14 protein-coding genes are annotated in these 19,717 nt (G+C 64.4%); 6 read left to right on the forward strand and 8 right to left on the reverse strand.

The window, feature by feature from the left end; all coding sequences use genetic code 11:
* Nucleotides 1–68 precede the first annotated feature (68 nt).
* On the reverse strand, nt 69–1,052 hold the full coding sequence (gene moaA / locus HY019_RS17330; RefSeq protein WP_290694617.1) for a GTP 3',8-cyclase MoaA: 984 nt from the start codon (nt 1,050–1,052) through the stop codon (nt 69–71).
* Between the two features lie 137 nt (nt 1,053–1,189).
* Between moaA and HY019_RS17335 the strand changes: the two genes are divergently transcribed.
* Nucleotides 1,190–1,705 carry a hemerythrin domain-containing protein gene (locus tag HY019_RS17335; RefSeq protein WP_290694619.1) on the forward strand — a complete coding sequence of 172 codons (516 nt, stop codon included), beginning with the start codon at nt 1,190–1,192 and terminating at the stop codon, nt 1,703–1,705.
* 92 nt (nt 1,706–1,797) lie between these two features.
* Here the strand turns inward: HY019_RS17335 and HY019_RS17340 are convergent, their stop codons facing one another.
* Nucleotides 1,798–3,915 (reverse strand): PEP-CTERM sorting domain-containing protein, encoded by a 2,118-nt coding sequence (locus HY019_RS17340; protein ID WP_290694620.1) that lies wholly within the window; start codon nt 3,913–3,915, stop codon nt 1,798–1,800.
* Nucleotides 3,916–4,102: 187 nt separating this feature from the next.
* Entirely contained in the window at nt 4,103–4,831 is a 729-nt protein-coding gene (locus HY019_RS17345) for a glycosyltransferase (RefSeq protein WP_290694621.1), read from the reverse strand.
* A gap of 277 nt (nt 4,832–5,108) precedes the next feature.
* Between HY019_RS17345 and HY019_RS17350 the strand changes: the two genes are divergently transcribed.
* Nucleotides 5,109–6,284, forward strand: coding sequence for an alkane 1-monooxygenase (locus HY019_RS17350; protein ID WP_290694622.1), 1,176 nt, complete (start codon nt 5,109–5,111; stop codon nt 6,282–6,284).
* A gap of 106 nt (nt 6,285–6,390) precedes the next feature.
* Entirely contained in the window at nt 6,391–7,488 is a 1,098-nt protein-coding gene (locus tag HY019_RS17355) for a 2Fe-2S iron-sulfur cluster binding domain-containing protein (RefSeq protein ID WP_290694623.1), read from the forward strand.
* 14 nt (nt 7,489–7,502) lie between these two features.
* On the opposite strand, the gene HY019_RS17360 is transcribed toward HY019_RS17355, so the two are convergent.
* The 4 genes from HY019_RS17360 to HY019_RS17375 are packed head-to-tail and all read right to left on the reverse strand — an operon-like array spanning nt 7,503 to nt 13,994.
* On the reverse strand, nt 7,503–9,077 hold the full coding sequence (locus tag HY019_RS17360; RefSeq protein ID WP_290694624.1) for a TolC family protein: 1,575 nt from the start codon (nt 9,075–9,077) through the stop codon (nt 7,503–7,505).
* A 33-nt stretch (nt 9,078–9,110) separates the two neighbouring features.
* Nucleotides 9,111–10,235 carry an ABC transporter permease gene (locus HY019_RS17365; RefSeq protein ID WP_290694626.1) on the reverse strand — a complete coding sequence of 375 codons (1,125 nt, stop codon included), beginning with the start codon at nt 10,233–10,235 and terminating at the stop codon, nt 9,111–9,113.
* Between the two features lie 3 nt (nt 10,236–10,238).
* Nucleotides 10,239–12,980: a ribosome-associated ATPase/putative transporter RbbA gene (rbbA, locus tag HY019_RS17370; RefSeq protein ID WP_290694628.1), complete on the reverse strand. Its 2,742-nt coding sequence runs from the start codon at nt 12,978–12,980 to the stop codon at nt 10,239–10,241.
* Nucleotides 12,981–12,992: 12 nt separating this feature from the next.
* Nucleotides 12,993–13,994: an HlyD family efflux transporter periplasmic adaptor subunit gene (locus HY019_RS17375; RefSeq protein WP_290694630.1), complete on the reverse strand. Its 1,002-nt coding sequence runs from the start codon at nt 13,992–13,994 to the stop codon at nt 12,993–12,995.
* Between the two features lie 151 nt (nt 13,995–14,145).
* Here HY019_RS17375 and HY019_RS17380 point away from each other — a divergent pair, with 151 nt between their 5' ends.
* The 3 genes from HY019_RS17380 to HY019_RS17390 all read left to right on the forward strand — a co-directional run bounded on the left by HY019_RS17380 (nt 14,146) and on the right by HY019_RS17390 (nt 18,933).
* Nucleotides 14,146–16,911, forward strand: a complete 2,766-nt coding sequence (locus HY019_RS17380; protein WP_290694632.1) for a LuxR C-terminal-related transcriptional regulator — start codon at nt 14,146–14,148, stop codon at nt 16,909–16,911.
* Nucleotides 16,912–16,989: 78 nt separating this feature from the next.
* Nucleotides 16,990–17,856 carry a PaaX family transcriptional regulator C-terminal domain-containing protein gene (locus HY019_RS17385; RefSeq protein ID WP_290694634.1) on the forward strand — a complete coding sequence of 289 codons (867 nt, stop codon included), beginning with the start codon at nt 16,990–16,992 and terminating at the stop codon, nt 17,854–17,856.
* Nucleotides 17,857–18,009: 153 nt separating this feature from the next.
* Complete coding sequence (locus tag HY019_RS17390; RefSeq protein WP_363302786.1) at nt 18,010–18,933, forward strand: fatty acid desaturase family protein; 924 nt, start codon at nt 18,010–18,012, stop codon at nt 18,931–18,933.
* Here the strand turns inward: HY019_RS17390 and HY019_RS17395 are convergent, their stop codons facing one another.
* Nucleotides 18,934–19,620, reverse strand: a complete 687-nt coding sequence (locus HY019_RS17395) for a glutathione S-transferase (protein WP_290694678.1) — start codon at nt 19,618–19,620, stop codon at nt 18,934–18,936.
* Nucleotides 19,621–19,717: the final 97 nt, after the last annotated feature.

Genomic DNA, 19,717 nt, shown 5'->3' on the forward strand with positions numbered 1-19,717 from the left:
GCCCGGATTCAAGGACCCCATTGTCCCTCGCCGGGCAAAACCTGATCAAGCCAGGCCGCCACATGGGCCTATCCGCCCGTCTGGGACATGAAACGCACGATTTGCTGAGGGCGCTCGTTGAACTCGTGCCGCTCGGGTTTGGCGGCAATGCCAGCCAGGATGGCCTGGGTCAGCTCGGTGTCGCTGGCGCCGGCACGCAGCATCTGCCCCAGTGGCACCCGGTCGTTTTGCCCCAGGCACAGGTACAGCGTACCGTCCACGCCCAGGCGAACGCGGTTGCACGACGCGCAAAAATGCCGGGACATGGGCGTGATCACCCCCAGGCTCATGCCACCATCGCTGGTGCACCAGTAGCGTGCAGGCCCTGCGCCCTGCCCCAGCACCTGTGGCAACAGGCCGTGCTCACGGGCCAGGTCCTCACCCAGGCTGGACAGGTCCACGCCCTTGCTCGCCTGCCCGGTTTCGCCCACGGGCATGGGCTCGATCAGGCGCAGCACGAAGCCCTGCTCGATGGCAAACGCCACCATGCGCCGGACTTCGTCCAGGTTCACATCGGCCTGCACGACCATATTGAGCTTGATCGGATCGAAACCGGCGGCGCGGGCGGCGCGCAGGCCATCCAGCACGTCCGCCAGGCAATCGCGCCCGGTGATGCGCGCAAAGCAGTCGCGATCCAGCGAGTCGAGGCTGATGTTCAGGCGCTGCACGCCAGCCTCCAGCAGCGGGCGCGCATGGCGAGCCAGTTGCGTGCCATTGCTGGACACGGACAGGTCTTTGAGCCCCGGCAGCGCCGTCAGGCCACGTGCCAGGTCTGCCACACCGCGGCGCAGCAAAGGCTCGCCGCCCGTCAGGCGCACTTTGCTGACGCCCTGGGCCACGAACAGGCCCACCAGACGGGTCATTTCGTCATGCCGCAGCCAGTGCTCGGGCTCCTCGAAGCCTTTGAAGCCCTTGGGCATGCAGTAGGTACAGCGCAGGTCACAGCGGTCTGTCACGGACACGCGCAGGTAATCAATGCGGCGCTGGAAGGAATCAATCAGGCGGGAGCTCATGTTGCACAGCCTCATTGCCACGGGAAAACGGGCAATTTGCCTGCACTGTAGTCAGGCGGGCGCTGGTTGCCTATCGACCTGAAGGATTAGTCCCTGGCGATATCACCACAAGGCTGCAGTCGTGATCACAATACGGCATGCGCCCGACACTTCAACCCGTTGCCCCCAGCATCGATGACCCCATCGAGTTGCTGATGGCCTGCCACGACAAGGTGCGGCGCTTCGCCGGCCTGGCGCTCAGGCTGCGCGATCACCTGGCCGCCAAGGGCCCGGACAAGCAGGCCCAGGAGGCTGCGCAGTCCATCCTGCGTTACTTCAACATCGCCGCACCGCTGCACCACGATGACGAAGAGGTGGACCTGTTTCCCGCATTGCGGCAACTGGCCATCGGTGAGCTGGATCAGCACGTGGCGCAACTGGAAGCTGAGCACACCGAGTTGGCCGTCCTCTGGCAGAGCCTGCAGGCCTGGCTCAGGGCCACGGCAGAGGGCCAGCCCCACCCGGCACCCGATACCGTCGAGGCCTTTGCCCACCGCTACCAGGCCCATGCCCAGCGCGAGGAAGACCTGGTCTACCCTTTTGCGGCACGCCTGACCGCCACCCAGATTGGCGGCATCAGCGCGGCGATGGTGGCACGCCGCACGGCAAGCTGAGGCCGCCTCACCCTGGACGATGGGCCCAGGCAAAAGAAAAGGGGCTCGAAAGCCCCTTGGTGCGACCGTACCCCATTCAGGGCAACAAGCCATCAAGCCTTGGTGGATTTCACCTTGCGGCGCCACAGCAGCACCATCGCACCGCTGACCGTCAGCAGCACGGCCGAGGGCTCGGGCACGGCGGTCGGGCCGCCGGCGATGCTCATGGCCGTGGCCTGCGGCAGCACAGGTGCCGAAACGGCAATCAGATGCCCACCACCCGTGCCGAAGGCATAGGTCTGGCCGCCAAGGTAGGCGTTGCCTGCCACGGTCGGGTCATAGTAGACATTGAAGGGGCTGTTGATCGAGGCCAGCTGAGACAGGCCGCCTTCCAGCTGGATATGGCCCACGTACAGGGCGCCACCGCTGACGCCATTGCCATCGGTCAGCACATACTGGCTGGCGGAACCCAGCACCAGTTCAGACCACGCAAAGTTGTTCTGGTAGGCGCTGCGGCTTGCGCCCAGATCTGCACCGGCCAGTGCCAGTTGCTGCGTGCCGCTGCCTTCCAGGCGGAGGGTGGCTTCATCGGTGTGCCAGGCGTTCGCTTGCAAGCTGCCGTTGAGAAAGTTACCCGACACGTTGAAGGTGTCGGCACCTGCCGTGACCCAGCCTGTGCTGCCCACCACGAAGTCCTTGAAGGTGTTGCTCGCGCCTTCACTGCCGTAGTGCCCTTGCACCGTCAGCTTGCTGCTGATGGCCACCGTACCGGCCTGCGCCAGCAGGTCGCCACTGGCACCGATGGTCACGCGGGCCGCGTTGAGCGAGCCGCCCGTCTGCACAGCCAGTTGCCCCCCCTGGATGGAGGCGGTGCCCACTGTCATGCTGCCATTGGTGACCACCTGGCCAGCACTTTGATGCAAGCTGCCGGTGCCCTGCACCAGGCCGTTGTTGACGAAGGTACCCGCCACGGTGATCTTGCCCTGGTTGAGCACGGTGCCTTCGTTTTGCAGCATGCCGCTGGCGGTCACGTCGACCGTACCCTTGTTGGTCAAGGTGGCGCCATTGAGGTTGATCACCTGGCCCGTGGAAGCACGCAAGACGCCCGTATTGGTCAAGGTCACGCTGTTGGAGAGGAATTCGCGAACATCCAGCACGCCGGAGTTGGTCACCGTGCCCATGTTCTGCAAGCCCACGCTGTTGAGCGTGCCCTTGACATCCAGGACACCGCCAGCGTAGTTGCTGATGAACCCGTCGTTAGCCTGGGTGTAGCCGGCGATCACCTTCAGTTGCGCGTAGTTGCGCAAGGTGCTGCCGTACTCCAGCTTGACCACACCGGCCTTGGCTTCGCCGAAAGCGAAGTCCCGGTTCAGTACCAGACGCCCTTGCGCGCTGCTGTTGACGAAGGTGCCGCCCGTGAAGTCGTAGCTGCTGCCCTGCGCCAAGGTGAACACGCTGTCAACGGCCGTGATGGTGCCGCGGTTGATCAGCGTGCTGCCAGCGGCATTGTTGAAACCGTAGCCCGCCTTGATCGACGCCCCGGACTCATTGATGATGGTGCCTGTGTTGAAGACGCCAGAGGTGCCGAGCGTGGCGCCACTGCGGTTTCGCAAGGTGCCCTTGTTGTTGATGGTCGCGTTGGCCAGGGTCTGGAAATCAGCCCGGTTGTCAAGGGTGGCCCCCACGTTGTTGTTCAAGGTGGAGGAGACCAGCCGGAAGCTGCCATTGTTGATCAGGCTACCGCTGTTGTTGAAGGGTGCCGAATACCCTTCGAACGACCCATTGTTGGTCAGCCTGGCTCCGGCCATGTTGTTCACAACCGCATCGGCCCTGATCTTGCCGTTGTTGGTCAGGCTGCCCACGTTGTCCAGCGACACCGCGGCGCTCACACCCACGATGTGAAGCGACCCGGTGTTGGTGAACGACTTGTTGTTCGTCAGGCGCGCGTAGGACTCGAAGGTGTAGGCATTGCTGAAGTAGCTTGCATTGTTGGTCAACACGCCCTGGCTGCTGAGGCCATCCAGGCCCACACGCACAAAAGCCCCCTGGATCACCCACTCATCCCCCGCAGGAGGGGTGCTATCCAGTGTGCAGGAGAAACAGGACGGAAGGTAAACGACAGCGGCCTGGGCGGACGACTGCACCGACAGACCCAGCCCCACGATGGATACCAGACCGATGGAAGCATACAGACGCGATGTGCGGCTGAGTGCTGGAGCAAATGGCTTCATGACTATTCCCAGAGTGAATGATTTTGTTGGTCCGAGTGACGTTGAGGGCAACCCCAACCAACCCATTCGAACCAGGTCAGCCGTGCCACGTCTGTGTGTCAGGCATTTTTACAAATCAAAATCTTGCGTCCATCCCTAACCATACGTAGCTTAACGATGTCTGCGCACCACAATCCATTGACCTTGGTCAACGGCGCACGTCGTAATAGAAGTGATCTGCCGCCCGGCGGTTGGTGCCTTCGAAGATTTCCTTGACCAATTGCGGGTTGTGCCACAGGTACCAGTCGCCAAAAGTATCGAATTTGCGACAGGACGTGGTGATGCCGTGGCGGCGGATCGTGCCATAGCGTTTTCCCTGAAGCCTCCCGTGGGCCTGCAGACGCAGGGCAAAGTCGATGTCCTCCACGCTGATCAGTGCTTCGTCGAAGCCACCAACGGCCTCGAAGTCTTCGCGACGAAACCAGAACATCCCCGCCGACACCCCCCGCTTGAGCACGTAGGGCACCACCACCAGCATGCTGAAGAAGATCCCCAGCGACATGCGTTCGGGCCACATATAGGTACCACCCCCGATATAGCGAGGGTCGTGCACGTGCCGCAGGATGGCCGACACCGTACCGGGGGCCATCCAGCTATCGGCATCGAGCGTGACCACGGCGGGCGCCGTCGTGCCCCGCACGGCCGCATTGCGCACCGCGGCGATGCACCGGGTGTCATTGACCACGCAGCGCGCCCCCATGGCTTCGGCCATCGCCTGGGTCCGGTCCGTGCAGCGGTTGAGCGCCACGACCACCTCCACCGGCACCGATGCCAGGGCGGCAGACGCCTGGATGCTGTCGAGACAGCGCTGGATGAACTTCGCTTCGTTGTGAGCCGGGATGGCCACGGCAAGCCTGGGAGTCGAGGACGGTTGCATGGTCTGAAGCCAATCGAGGTTGGGCGCACGACAAAGGTGTCGCCCTGGATTTCTTTTGATCTGGATCGTATTCGAGATCCGCCACATCACCATCGCGATTCACCGCATCTGAACCTCACCCTACTCAGATCAGGGTCTGTTTTCTTGATCTCCCTACAGTCGCGTCCATGGCTGGCTCACCCGGTGTGCATTCAGGACGAGACCAGTCACAGCAGCCAAAGGCCCCGCAGTTCAGGCTTGTGGCGTTGTCAGACAAATGTTTTCCAGGAGACCTGCGATGTCCAAATATGTGAAGGGCTGGCTGATGCCGGCGTTGTCGGTGTTGATGATGTGGATGGTGGCGCATGGCGGCTGGTGGATGTGGGCGCCATGGGCCTTTGTGCTGACGGTGTTCTTGTCGGCCGACATGTTCATGCCGCATGACCTGTCCGAGCCCCCCAAGTACCAGAACGCGTTTTTGCTGAACCTGCCGCTCTATACGATCCTGCCGCTGCTGGCCGTGCTGAACTTCATGGTGCTGTGGATGTTCGGCTCCGGTGACATGCTCGGCTTGGGTGCCTGGGTGCAGCAAAACCTGGGCATGGACCTGTTTGCCGCGCGGGCCAGGACCGACCACTGGGGCATGTGGGCCGGCTGCATCCTGGGGGTGGGCCTGATGAACGCCGTGGGCGGCACCGTGACCGGCCATGAGCTGACCCACCGCTCCGGCAAGTTCGATCTCTTCATGGGCCGCTGGATGCTCGCCTTCACGTGCGACACCACGTTCGCCATCGAGCACGTTTACGGTCACCACGTGCGTGTGGCCACGCCGGCCGACCCCGCCACGGCACGCCGCGGTGAGAGCTTCTACAAGTTCACCGTGCGCTCGACCATCCAGAGCTATGTGCATGCCTACCAGCTTGAAAAGGCGCGCCTGGCCAAGCTGGGCAAATCGGTCTGGAACCCGTTTGCCAGCCCCTTCCTGCGCGGCAACATCGAGAACATCGCCTTGTTCGTGGCGGCGTATTACATCGCGGGCCTGCCTGGCCTGGCTTTCTGGGCGGTGCTGGCGTTTGTCGGCAAGCAGTACCTGGAGATCACCAACTACTTCGAGCACTATGGCCTGGTGCGCGTGCCCGGTGAGCCCGTGAAGCCCCGCCACTCGTGGAACTCCAACCACTGGGGCAGCACCAATGTGCTCTACAGCCTGGCGCGCCACTCGCACCACCATGCCGAAGGTGAAGCCCCCTACTGGACGCTGCACGCCTACCCCAACGCGCCCATGCTGCCTGCAGGTTACCTGGGCATGCTGTTGATCGCGCTGGTGCCGCCCCTGTTCAAAAGCCTGATGACCCCCGCTCTGAATGAATGGGATGAAAAACAGGCCACCCCCGCCGAACGCAAGCTGGCACAGCAAGCCAGCCGTGAGAGCGGCATGGCAGGCCTGAAGATCATCAACGCCAAGCTGGCTTGATGAGCGGACACGCCCAGTGAAGTAAACGTGCGCCGGATTCATTCGGCGCACACCCCGACCGCAGGCCCTTGGGGCTTGCGGTCATTGTCTTGACAGGACCCTCATCGTGCCTCCCAGCCTGTTTAGCCGCCTGTTTGGCAGCAGCCCCTCCGAATTCAAGCTGCAGATCAACTCCCCCGAGCTGACCGTGACCGCGCAGGCCAAGGAGAGCCTGTTGCTGGCTGCCTTGAACCAGGGCATCGCCTTGCCCTACAACTGCCGGGTGGGCGGTTGCGGCGAATGCAAGTGCCGCCTGGTATCAGGCAAGGTCAAGGAGCTGACGGACAAAAGCTACCTGCTGTCTGCCCAAGAGCTCAAGCAGAACTACATCCTGGCCTGCCAGAGCCTGCCCAGGTCGGACGTGGTCATTGAAGTGGCCCTGCGGCAGGGGCAGGTCAACCACCCGATCGTGGAAACCTCGGCGCGCATCACGGCCCTCAAGCCCCTGACGCACGACATCCTGCATGTGCAGATGGAGGCCGAGCAGCCCTTGAGCTACACGGCCGGGCAATATGCCGAGATCGTCATTCCCGACGCAGCCGAATCGGCCGCTGGGCAGGGCCGCAGCTACTCGTTTGCCACGGCCCATGACCCGGCGCGCCCCCATGCGGTGGACTTCTTCATCCGCAAAGTCGCCCATGGTGCTTTCACCGAGTGGCTGTTCGCCAAGGCCGAGCATGGGCAACTGCTTCAACTGCGTGGCCCTTATGGCGACTTCTGCCTGCGTCCGGGTGCCAGCCCCCTGGTCTGCATTGCCGGTGGCAGCGGCCTGGCGCCCGTCAAGGCTTTGCTGGAGCAAGCCATCAAGGACAAACAGGGCACCCGCCCCCTTGTCTTGCTGTTTGGCGCCCGCACCGAGCAGGATCTGTATGGGCTGGACGCCATCGACCAGATCCGCCGTGAGTGGACAGGCCGTTTTGTGTTCGAGCCCATCTTGTCCAACGAGGCGGCGAGCAGTACGTGGACAGGTCGCAAAGGCCTGATCACCGACCACCTCAAGACCTTGCTGGGCGAGCGCCTGCCGGACTACCAGGCCTATATGTGCGGCCCGCCCCCGATGATCGACGCTTGCGTGGAGGTCTTCACGCAAGGCGGCATGCCCGCCAGCCAGATCTTCTTTGACAAGTTCCTGGACAGCGGGCACACGGCGCATCCCAAGCCCTGATCAAGGGCCGAGCCTTACAGGCCATCCAGGCCTGCGGGGAGTGGCGGCGAGGCGGTGGCCACCTTCGGGCTGGTGACGGCAGGCAAAGGCCAGTTGTCACGCTGTGTGGACCACCCGCCCCCCAGCGCCTTGTAGAGCAGCACGGTGTACAGCGCACGCGAGATGTCGCCCTGGATGGTTTCATCCTCCCGTTGCAAGGCCGTGGCTTCGGCCTCCAGAGCGGGTTGCAGCAGTTCTGTGCCCGATACGAACAGCGCCTGCTTGTGCTCGGCCACCTTGCGGGCCAACCGCGCGGAATTGCTCAGCTTGTCGTAACGCGCGTCAAACGCCCTCTTGGCGGTGAAGGCGTTTTCCACATCTTCCAGCGCGGTGAGCACGGCTTGTTCATACTGCGCGGCCACGCCCTCCAGTTGCGCCTGGTTGGCCGCGATGTTGGCGCGGATGCGCCCCCCCTCCAGCAAGGGCAGGCGCATGCCGATGCCCAGCGACTGCACGCTGAAGTTGTTGCCCTCCATCGAGTCCGGGTGCATGCGCCCGGCCAGGCCACCAAAGCCAATGTAGAACTTGGGAAACAACTCAGCCTTGGCCGACCCCAGCTTGGCAGCCTGCGAGCGCACCTTGCGGGCCGCGCCACGCACATCGGGGCGGCGCTCCAGCACATCGCTGGGCATCACCTCCGGCAGTGCGGTCGGCAAATGGAAGCTTGCCGGTTGCGGCGGCAGGGCCGTCAAGGTCTGGGGGGCACGGCCCATCAGCACGGCAATGCGCCTGATGTGGCTTTGCAGCAAGGCCTTGAGCGGCTCGATCTGTGACTCGGTGTAGTCCACCTGCAAGGCGGCGCGGTCTACTTCGGAGGCCGTTGTCTGCCCGGCCTTGAATCGTCCCTCGGCATACTGGTGCAAGCGGCGCGCGACGGTCACCCCCTGCTGCAGCAGGATCAGGCGACGCTCGGCACCTCGCGCCTCGAAATAGCGGCTGGCGATGTCGGAGGCCACGAGCAACTGGGCACCATGCTGTTGCTCCTGCGCCCCGAACATCAGCTGGCGCACCATCTCGGCATCGCTGTGCCTGGCACCGAAGATGTCCACCTCCCACACGGCGTTGAGCCCGAAGCCATGCGTGTTGCCCAGTGACATGGAGGGCTGCGTGTCCACCTGCGGCATGGGGATGGGCAGGTTCGCGGGCATGGTGATCTGGTTCTGGATGGGCACCGGCGTGTTCTGGCGACTGCGCCCTGCCCCCGCCGAGGCTTCCACGGTCGGGTAGTAGGTGGACTCGGCCACGCCCAGGTAGGCGCGTGCCTCCTTGACCCGGGCCAGGGCCACACGCACGTCCGTGTTGTTCTTCAACCCCTCGTCGATGAAGCCGGTCAGCACCGGGTCGTCCAGTGTTTGCCACCAGTTGGCCAGGTCGGCCATGGGGGTGCCAGGGGCGCGTGGCGCCGCGGCGTCCATCTGGCCAGGCAAGGTGGTCTGCAACTCGGGCATGTCAACCCGGACGGTTGTGCAGGCAGGCAGCAGGGCCACGGACATGGCCGCCACCAGCAGGCGCAGAGGGAGAACAGAGGAAGACTTGGAAGGCGTACTCACAACAAACTCCATGAGTCCAACACAGGTGACCGCTCAGCCCTGGCGGGCCAGCATGGCCCGAAAGCGCAGCAAGGCCAGCACCAGAAAAGCCCCGCCGATACCGGCCACCGCCAGCATCTGCGGCCAGACGATGTCCACGCCGGCTGCGCGGTACAGGATGCCCTGGGCCAGGCGCACGTAATGGGTCGATGGCGACAGCAGCATCACGTTCTGCAGCCAGACGGGCATGCTCTCGCTGGGCGTGCCCGAGCCCGAGAGCAGGTACATGATCACGAACACGGGCACCGACAACAGGCCGAACTGCGGCATGGACGAGGCCACCGTGGCCAGCAGGATGCCCAGCGCGGTCAAGGAGAACAGGTAGAGCCCGGTGCCTGTCAGGAACAAGGTCAGCGAACCACTGACCGGCACTTTCAGGATGCCCTGCACGATCAGCAGCATGGACATGCCCACCGCCAACAGGATCAGGAAGCCATTGGCCACGATCTTGGCCACGGCGATTTCGCTGGGCCGCACCGGCATGACGAGCAAATGCTCGATGGTGCCGCGCTCACGTTCGCGGATCACGGCCGCACCCACCAACACCACCGACAGCACCGTCACGTTGTTGATGACCTGCATGATCGAGGTGAACCAGCTCGTGGTGCTGTTGGGGTTGAACATCACGTGCACCACCGAGCGTGTGGGCAGCATGGAGTCGAAGTTCTTGACGCGCAGGTAGTCCAGCGTTTCACGCAGGATGATCTCGCTCACATAGGCCATGCCCAGGCCCCCTTGCGCCATGGCCGTGGCGTCCACAGCCACCTGCACGCTGGGCGAGCGCATGCCCTGCACGTCAGCCTCGAAGTGCTCGGGGATGTAGAGCACGAACATCAGCCGGCCTTCGTCCATCGCCACCTGGGCCTCTTCGGCGCTCATCTCGACCGGGGGTTTGAACATGGGTGGGCGCAAGGCATCGCGCAAGCGCATGGACAAGCCGGTGCGGTCTGCGTCCACGATGCCGATGTCGACGTTGCTCACGTCGCTCTTGGCGCCGGTGGCCACCACATAGACCGCCACCGTGAAGGACACCAGGATGGCGCCCATCATGGTCCGGTCACGCAGGGCGCAACGCAACTCCTTGATGCTCAGGTGCAGCACATTGATCAACCAGATCATGATTCAGGCCTCCTGCTTGCTGACGAACAACCTGGCCAGCATCAGGTAGACCACGGCAAAACCCATCATGGCCATGCATGCCGGCCCCAGCTGGGCCCATTGCAGGCCCCAGCCCTTGGTCATCACACCCAGGCTGACCCGCTGGAACCACGATGCGGGGAAGCCCACGGCGATCAGGTAGTTGCCCCCGACCAGGGTCGAGATGGGGGTCAGCAGGCCGGCGAAGTTGGTGGTCAGCACCACGCACAGGATGGCGGTGAGGAACTGCGCGGCCACCTGGGTCTGCACGAAAGCCGAGATCAGCAAGCCCAGACCGGTCACGGCAAAGGCATAGGTCAAGGCGCCCAGACTCAAGGCCAGCACGTTGCCGGTGATGGGGATGCCCAGGATCCAGACCAGCACCGGCAGCAGCACGGTGTAGCTCAACATGGTCAGCGCCACATAGGGCAACTGCTTGCCAACCAGGAACTCGCCGATCGCACCGGGCGAGGCATACAGGTTGACGATGGTGCCCATCTCCTTTTCGCGGACCACACCCAGCGCGGTCAACATGGACGGGATCAGCGTCAGGGCCAGCATCAGCATGCTGGGCGCAAAGGCGTACTTGCTCAGGAAGCCTTGGTTGTAGGACATGCGCGGCTCGATGCGCACCGGCAACTCGCCCAGCTCCACCCCTGGTACCGAGCGGGCGAAGGCCAGTGCATGCTCCATGGCCACAGCCCGGGCACCGTTGGCGATGTTGGCGGCCCGCACCAGCGTCGCACCGTCCACGAAGAAGGCCACCTCGGGTTGGCGACCGCCAATCAAGTCACGGCCAAAGCCGGGCGGAATGTCGATCACCATCCAGCATCGGGACGAGCGCATCTCCGAGTCGATCTGGCTGGGCTCGCTCAACTCCGATTGCGGCGCAAAGAAGGATGAGCCCGCAAAGTGCTCGACCAGGCGGCGGCTGTCCGTGGTCTGATCGCGGTCCAGCACCGAAAAGCGGATGCGGTCCACGTCGAAGCTCATGCCCCAGGTGCCGGCGCACAGCACGATCAGCGGGCCCAGCAAGGCAAACGACAGGCGGATGGTGTCGTGGCGCAACTCCATGGCTTCGCGGCGCGCATAGGCCCACATGCGCGACAACCATGTCCGCCAGTTCACGGCGTGGGTGTGGTCCACCACGATCGGAGGCGGGGCGTCGGCACTGGGCTCCTCTTGCGCACGGATCGGGTCCATGTGCTCGGCCTCGCTGTCGGCTTCCAGGTAGTCGATGAAGGCTTGCTCCAGGGTCTCGCAACCCTGGCGCTCGCACAGCTCGGTGGGTGAGCCCACGGCCAGCACGCGGCCATGGTGCATCAGCGAGATGCGGTCACAGCGCTGGGCCTCGTTCATGAAGTGGGTGGACACGAAGAGCGTGACGCCCTCCTCGCGCGACATGCGCACCATGTGGCGCCAGAACATGTCGCGTGCAGCCGGGTCCACGCCTGAGGTGGGCTCGTCCAGGATCAGCACCTCGGGCTTGTGCAGGCAGGCCGCGGCCAGTTGCAGGCGCTGGCGTATGCCCAGGGACAGGCTCGACGGCAAGGTCGACGCGTGCTCGCGCAACTCGAAGGTGTCCAGCGAATGCTCGATGGCTTCCTTGGCCACGGCCGGGTCCATGCGGTAGAGCCGCGCATGCAGCTCCAGGTTCTGGCGCACCGACAGCTCTTCGTACAGCGAGAACAACTGCGACATGTAGCCGATGTGCAGGCGTGTGCTCAGGTCGCTGGCGTCCACCGGTTCGCCCAGCATCTTGGCCGAGCCCTCGGTGATGTCCAGCAAGCCGGTGAGCATCTTCATGGTCGTGGTCTTGCCGCAACCGTTGGAGCCCAGGAAGCCAAAGATTTCGCCACGCGGGATGCAAAAGCTCACATCGCGTGCAGCCACGAAGTCGCCAAAGCGGCGGGTCAGGCCCTCGGCCTCCATCGCTGGCGGCCCGTCGTGATGCGGCAGGGGCGGGATCACCAGGGGCGTGGCATCCCCCTTGCGGGAGAGCTTCACATAGGCCTCTTCCAGCGAGGCCGACCGGGTCTCTTCCAGTACCTCGACGGTGGGCGCGCACACCAGCACCCTGCCCTCGTCCATGGCCACCAGGTGTTCAAAGCGCTCGGCCTCTTCCATGTAGGCGGTGGCCACCAGCACGCTCATCTGCGGGCGCAGGGTGCGCAGGCTTTCCACCAGCGCCCAGAACTGGCGGCGCGACAGGGGGTCCACGCCGGTGGTGGGCTCGTCCAGCACCAACAGGTCCGGGTTGTGAACCAGGGCGCAGCACAGCGAGACCTTCTGCTTCATGCCGCCAGACAGCTTGCCCGCGGGACGATCAGGGAAAGGGCCCAGGCCCGTGGCCTGCATCAGCGAGCGGATGCGGGCGTCGCGCTCGGCTGCAGGCACACCGAACAGGCGCGCCGAAAAGTCGATGTTGTCGTAGACGGACAGCGAGCGGTACAGATTGCGCCCCAGCCCTTGGGGCATGAAGGCCACCCGCGGCGCCAGCGCTTGCCGGAAGGCGCGGTCCTTGATGTCGCCACCCAGCACCTGCATGCGCCCGGTCTGGGTTTTCTTGATGCCCGAGATCAGGCTGAGCAAGGTGGACTTGCCCACCCCGTCCGGCCCCACCAGGCCAATGGTGCGCCCGGCGGGCAAGGTCAGGTCGATGTTGTCCAGTGCCTGTTGCGCGCCATAGCGATGCGACAGGCCTTCGATGACGACGGCGTGTTCCATGTGCTTCCCCGATCAGTTGGGGAAGGAGCCAGGCAATCCAGGTGATGAGGGTTGTTGCGGCCAGCTGTTCTCAGGGCTGCGTACGCGCACAAAGCCATTGCCCGTGAGCCCTGCCTTGAGCAGGCCTGCATTGGCCACGGCCACGTCTTCAGCCAGGCTGAGCTTGACGCGGTAGGTCAGCTTCTCGCGCTCGCTGGGGGTCTCCACATGCTTGGGTGTGAACTGGGCCTCGGCCGCCACGAAGGAGACCTTGGCGGGCAGCGGCATCTGGGGCGCGGCATCCAGCACGATGCGGGCCTCGTCACCCACGCGCAACTGCCCGGCCACCTTGGTGGGCAGGAAGATGGTCATGTGCACATGGGCCGTGTCCAAAAGAGTTGCCACGCGGCCCCCGGCAGGTATGACCGAGCTGGGCTCAACCACACGGTACTCGATGCGACCGGCGACCGGTGCGCGCAAGGTGTGGTCTGCGATGGCGATCTTCAGGCGCTTGATACCTGCATCCGCCTCGTCCCGCGCCGCCGACGCTTCGCCGACAGCCGCAGTGGCAATGTTCACGCCAGTCTGCTCACCATCACGCTGAGCCTGCCGACGCTTGACTTCCGAGTCCGACACCAGCACCTGCTTGCGCAGGTCCATGGCGTTGCTGAACTCCATCTGGGCCACATTGGCCTGGATGCGGTGCACCTGCGTTTCACCCTGTGCACGCGCCATGGCCTGCACGGCGCGCTGGCGCATGGCCTGCACCCCCACCAGTTGGGCCTCCAGATCGCTGGTGTCCATCTTGGCGATCACGTCGCCCGACTTGACCATGTCGCCTTCCTGCACCGGCACTTCCAGCACGCGGCCCGGGAACTTGGTGGCGATCTCGATGCGCGCCACCTCGATGCGGCCATTGGCCTTGATCACGTCATCGGCGGCACCCGTGGGTTTGAACGCCGTCCAGGTGCCCCATGCGGCCGAGATGGTCAGGGCGGACACCAAAGAACCCATTGCAAAGCTGCGGTAAATCACGACTGACTCCTTCAAATGCCGATTGGATCAAGGTGTCTGCGCGCGTTCTTGTTCATGCTGTCTCCTAAATAGCCCAGGTCTTTTGTCTGGTATCGAGTCTGGCAAGAGCCGCCCTGGTTTGGCCCCTAGCAAAAGTTAGGTTTTGAACGAGATGAACGACACCTTGTCGCCGCCGCATCCCACCAGTACGCACGCCATTCCCGATGGCCGGCTGCGACCGCTGCTGGGTGCCAGCACGCCCATGGCGCGCCCTCGTCTGGCTTTGCCTGAATCCGTCCGGCAAGGCCCATGCACCGTGGTCAGCGTGGTGGCGCCGGCTGGTCATGGCAAGACCACACTCATGGCGCAATGGATGACGGAGTTGCGCCAGAAGGCTTGCGCCTGCGCCTGGCTCACGCTGGACGACAGCGACAACGACCCTGCCCGCTTCCTGCGCCATCTCATTGCGGCACTGCAACGCAGCGGCATCCACGCGGGTGACGCCACACTGGCCCACCTGTCGGACACGCTCGCTTCGCAATTTCGCAGCGTGACCGAATCCCTCTCCGTCGATCTGGCCAGCTCGCCACAACGTTTGATGTTGATGCTCGACGACGTCCACGTCCTGCATGAAGAAACCGTGCTGGACATCGTGGACTGGCTGCTGCACTACGCACCCAGCCACATCCAGATCACGCTGGGCTCGCGCGACGAACTACCCTGGCGGCTGGGCTCACTGCGCGTGCGTGGCCTGCTGCACGAAGTGGACCACCGGCAACTGCAGTTCACGGAACAAGAGGCCCGAAGCCTGTGCGACCAGCACGTGCACCTGAGTGAGGAAGACCTCCACCTGCTGCTGCATCGCACGGACGGCAACCCCACGGCGCTGGAGTTGGCCTGCGTGGTCTTGAAGGGCCACGTTTCTGATGCGAATCAAGTTTCCAGGCTGATCGAACAATTCATCAACAGCGACCAGCAGGCCATCCCCTATCTGTGCGAGCACCTGCTCCAGCATCAGGCGCCCACCTGGCGCAAGCTGGTCATGAGCCTGTCCATGCTCACGCGCTTCGACACCGAACTGGCGCGCGAGGTATCAGCCCAGCATGACAGCGGCCATCTGCTGACGCACCTGCAAGGCATCCGCGCCTTCCTCATCCCCACCGATGGCAGTGGCCTCAGCTGCCGGCTCCACGAACTGCCCCGCGCCTGCTTCAAAGCCCATTTCCTGGCCCAGGCCCCGCAAGACGCCCGCGAGGTTCTGATCAAAGCCGCGCAGTGGAGCTGGCGCACAGGCGCCACCGAAGAGGCCATGAGTTACGCGCTGGAGGCCCAGGCCTGGGAGCTGGCCACCCCCTGGCTGGCCAGCTGCATGCAGGACATCGCGCAAAAGCGGGGCGAGTTGCAACTGGCCCTGCAGTGGATGAACAGCATCCCCGCCGAGTGGCTGGACCGCTTCCCGCAGATCCGCATCGACTACGCCTTCGCCCTGTCCTTCTTCCCGCAAAAGCCCGAAGTGGCCACGCAGTTGCGCGCCCTTCAGGCCATCCGCCAACGGCTGGCACAAAGCCCACAGCCCGACCTGCGCACCATCGACCAGATCGACTGCGCCATGGCCTTTCAGCGCGTGCTCTCACTGGGCCTGACCGATCAAGGCCACCCCGCCCGTCATGCCGCCAAGGAGTGGCTCGCCCGCTGGCCCCATGCCCCGGCCTTGCAACGCGGCATCGTCGGCAACGTGCTGTGCTTTGGCTACAAGACCACCGGCGAGCTGGATGAAGGCCTGCAGATGGCGCAGGTGGCCCGCCACTGGCTGGAGCAGGATCACGCCTGGTATGGCCTGGCCTGGAACGCCTCGCTGGAGGCCGTGCTGCAGCTCAAGCGCGGCCACTACCTGCAGGCCAGAAGCGCCTGCCTGCGGGGCCTGCAAGTCATCGACCAGCACCTGGGTGGCCACCGCACCCATGCCAGCGTGCACCACGTGCTGCTGGCCGCACTCGATTACGAAGCCGATGACCTGGGCAGCGCCCAGCGCCACATGGACCACTCGCTCGACAGCCTTGCGCAATACGGCGGTGCAGACATCCTGATCGTGGGCTGGCTCACACGCGCACGGCTGCGCTTTGCGCAACACGATGTGGAAGGTGGCCTGAACGTGCTGCATGAAGGGCGCACCCTGGCCTTGCGCCGCGGCCTGCCCCGCGTGCTCCTGTCGCTCGTGGCCGAGACCTGCGTGCAGCTGACCCGCGCGGGCCGGCACACGGAAGCCCGCACCCTGGCCCGCTCACAAGGGCTGGACAGCTTTCCGCATGAAGTGAGCGAACAAGCTGACAACCCCTATCAGGACCTCCTGGGTGGCATCCAGGCAGACCGCGCCCAAAGGGTGGCCGCGCGCTTGCTGCTGCCAGTCAAACCGGCCCAGGTCATGCAGGATCTGGTCAAGCCGATTGCCCGCTGTGCACAACGCGGCCTGATCCACCAGCAAATCGAGTTGCTGATCATCCAGGCCATGGCCGCACAAGCGGACCACCACAAAACCGAAGCACGGCAAGCGCTGAGCCAGGCACTGGAACTCGCCGCCGCCCACGAGCATGTGCGCGTCTTCAAAGACGATGAAACCGCCCTGCGCCCCCTGTTGAACGCCTGGAAGCCCGATGGGCACGCACCGCAAACCCAGGCCTTGTGGCAAAAGCTGATGAGGCCAGCCTGTGCTGACAACCCCGATCAACCCGATGGCATGGCCTCTCATGGGCTGACACGGCGGGAGCTGGCCATCCTGCAAAGGCTGGCTTCAGGCTTGAGCAACAAGGAAATCGCCGAGGCCATCTTCATCAGCGAAGGCACGCTGAAATGGCACCTGCACAACATCTACGGCAAGCTGGGTAGCAAGAACCGGTCTGGCGCGCTCGCACAGGCCCGGGCCATTGGCGCCATCCCATAGTTACAAGATCAGGCAATCTACGGTTGACAGAGAAACATTTCAACGGATATGATTTTTTACAAGAAATTGTAATGAATCATGCCCCCCAACCCCAAGAACCTGATCCTCAACCTGCTGCTGGCCAACGATGGCACGCCCCTGACTGCGGCTGATGCCGTGGGTTCGTGCGCACTCTTTGGCATCCGCGAAAACAGCGTGCGGGTGGCCCTGGTTCGCCTGGGGGCCGCAGGCCTGATCGCCTCGGCCGGGCGCGGCGCCTACCGCCTGGGGCCGCAGGCCGCCCACCTGGCCGAAGAATTGTCCAGCTGGCGCAGCAGCGAATCACGGGTCTGCGACTGGCATGGCGCCTGGATCATGGTCAGCACAGGCCACCTGGGCCGCAGTGACCGCACCGCCCTGCGCACCCGGCAACGCGCCCTGGCATTGCTGGGCTTCAAGGAGCTGAACGACACCCTGCACGTGCGGCCTGACAACCTCATCGGCCACGCCCCGGTCGTGCGCGAACGGCTGCGCAAACTGGGCCTGGAGCCGGATGCGCCCGTGTTTGCCGCCACCGACCTGCCGCCCGAGCTGGACGCGCGCGCCCGCACCCTGTGGCAAGGCGAAGCCCTCAACAGCGCTTACCGCCAGACCCGCCAGAAGCTGCAAGACTGGATGGCCCATGCCGACGAGCTGGAGCCTGAAGTGGCCGCGCGCGAATGCTATCTGCTGGGCAACGAGGCCATCCGGCAACTCGTGTTCGACCCGCTCTTGCCCGAGCCCCTGGTAGATGCCGCCGAGCGCCGCGCTTTCACCGCCACCGTGCTGGCGTTTGATCAGGCTGGCCACCGCATCTGGCGCGAGCGCCTGCCTGCCGCGCTGGCCAGTCGCGAGCCGCCTCAGGCTGGCACCGGCAAGGCCACTGCAGACAGCGCCATGAAGGGCCGCCGGCCCACCGCCCATTGATTCACACCTCGATCCACACCTCGATTCGCCACATTGAGCCGCCAGCAGACCATGCCCAGTTCGCCCGCCAGCCAGCCCGAGTTCACGGCCACCCCCACCGACCTGCCCGCCGTCACCAAGCGCCGGCTGAAAGACCTGTTCACGCGTGAGCAGATGAACGTGCTGACCGCCCGCTCCGACCTGTGGGGCGCCTGGGCCGTGGGCTCGACCTGGGGCGTGATCGCCCTGGCCTTTGCCGCCCTGGCGCACTGGCCCAATGCCTTGACCTTTGTTTTCGTGATGGCCGTGCTGGGTGGACGCCAGCTGGCACTGGCCATCCTCCAGCATGAGGGCTCACACGGTACGCTGTTCAAAAGCCGCTGGGCCAATGACGTGCTGACCGACTGGCTGTGCGCCCGCCCCATCTGGCAGAACCTGCCCAAGTACAAAGTGCACCACCTGGGCCACCACACCAAGACCGGCACCCACCAGGACCCGGACATCTCGCTGCACGAGGACTACCCCGTCACGCGCCAATCGCTGATGCGCAAGATGCTGCGCGACATCACGGGCCTGACCGGCGTCAAGCTGGTCTTCGGCCTGATCATGATGGACATGGGCGTGTTCAAGTGGACCGTGGCCAACCAGGTGGAGCGCCTGCCGCAGCAAGGCCGGACCTTGCCCGAGCGCATCACCACCACCCTGCGCAACATGGGGCCCATGCTGATCACCAACGGCGTGCTGTGGGGCATCCTGGCGGCCACGGGCCATGCCTGGCTGTACTGGGCCTGGGTGCTGGCCTTCCTGATCTGCCTGCCGCTGTTCATCCGCATCCGCTCGATTGCCGAGCATGGCTGCCTGGACCGTTCACCCGACATGTTCCGCAACACGCGCACCACCCGTGCAGGCTGGCTGGCCCGCATGACCGTGGCACCGGTCAACGTGAACTTCCACATGGAGCACCACCTGATGGCTTCCGTGCCCTACCACCGCCTGCCGCAGATGCATGCCTGGCTGCGTGAACGCACCGATGTGCCCGAGCCACCCAGCTACCTGCAAGTGCTGCAACTGGCCAGTTCGGGCCGCCAGGCAGGCTGATCAGCCCATCACCACCGGCCCGCCCTTGGCCAGCGCACGCTGGTAGGCCGGGCGCGCTTCCATGCGCTTGAGGTAAGCCTGCAGATTCGGGCAACGCTTGGCATCGTCCGCGCGCGACATCAAGGCCGACACGGCAAAGCTCATCTGGAAATCAGCCAGCGTGATGCGATCGCCGGCGAACCACGGGTGCTTGCCCAGATGGTCTTCAATGAAGGCCGTGGAGGTCTGCAGGTTCGGGTCGATCAGTTGCCTTTGCACCTTCTTGCAGATCTCGCGCGCAATCGGGCGCACAAAGAAGGGCATGGGCTGCGTCGGGATGGTCATGAACACCAGCTTCATCACCAGCCAGTTCATCAACGAGCCTTCGGCAAAGTGCATCCAGAAGCGCAGCTGCAGGTGCTCGGGCGTGCCGGGCTGTGTGGTCAAGTGGGCCGCCTCGCCCTGCGCCTGCGCACCATAACGCTCGACCAGGTACTCCAGGATCGCCGCGGACTCGGCCACCACCAAATCACCATCGGTGATCACGGGGGACTTGCCCAGCGGGTGGATCTTCTTCAGCTCGGGTGGCGCCAGGCGCGTGACCGGGTTGCGCTTGTAGATTTTGAGCTCATAGGGCACGCCCAGTTCTTCAAGCAACCACAGCACGCGCTGCGAACGGGATGTTTCAAGGTGGTGGACGGTGATCATGGCGGCGAGCATACAACGGCCGCCCTTTACCCTCAGGTGCTCAGGGAAAGCGCGCAGTCTGATCTGACAACATTTCCGGTCACACTCCTGATCCACC

Origin of the sequence: Aquabacterium sp. (assembly GCF_016195855.1) — a bacterium.
In the GTDB taxonomy this organism is placed as follows: domain Bacteria; phylum Pseudomonadota; class Gammaproteobacteria; order Burkholderiales; family Burkholderiaceae_C; genus Aquabacterium.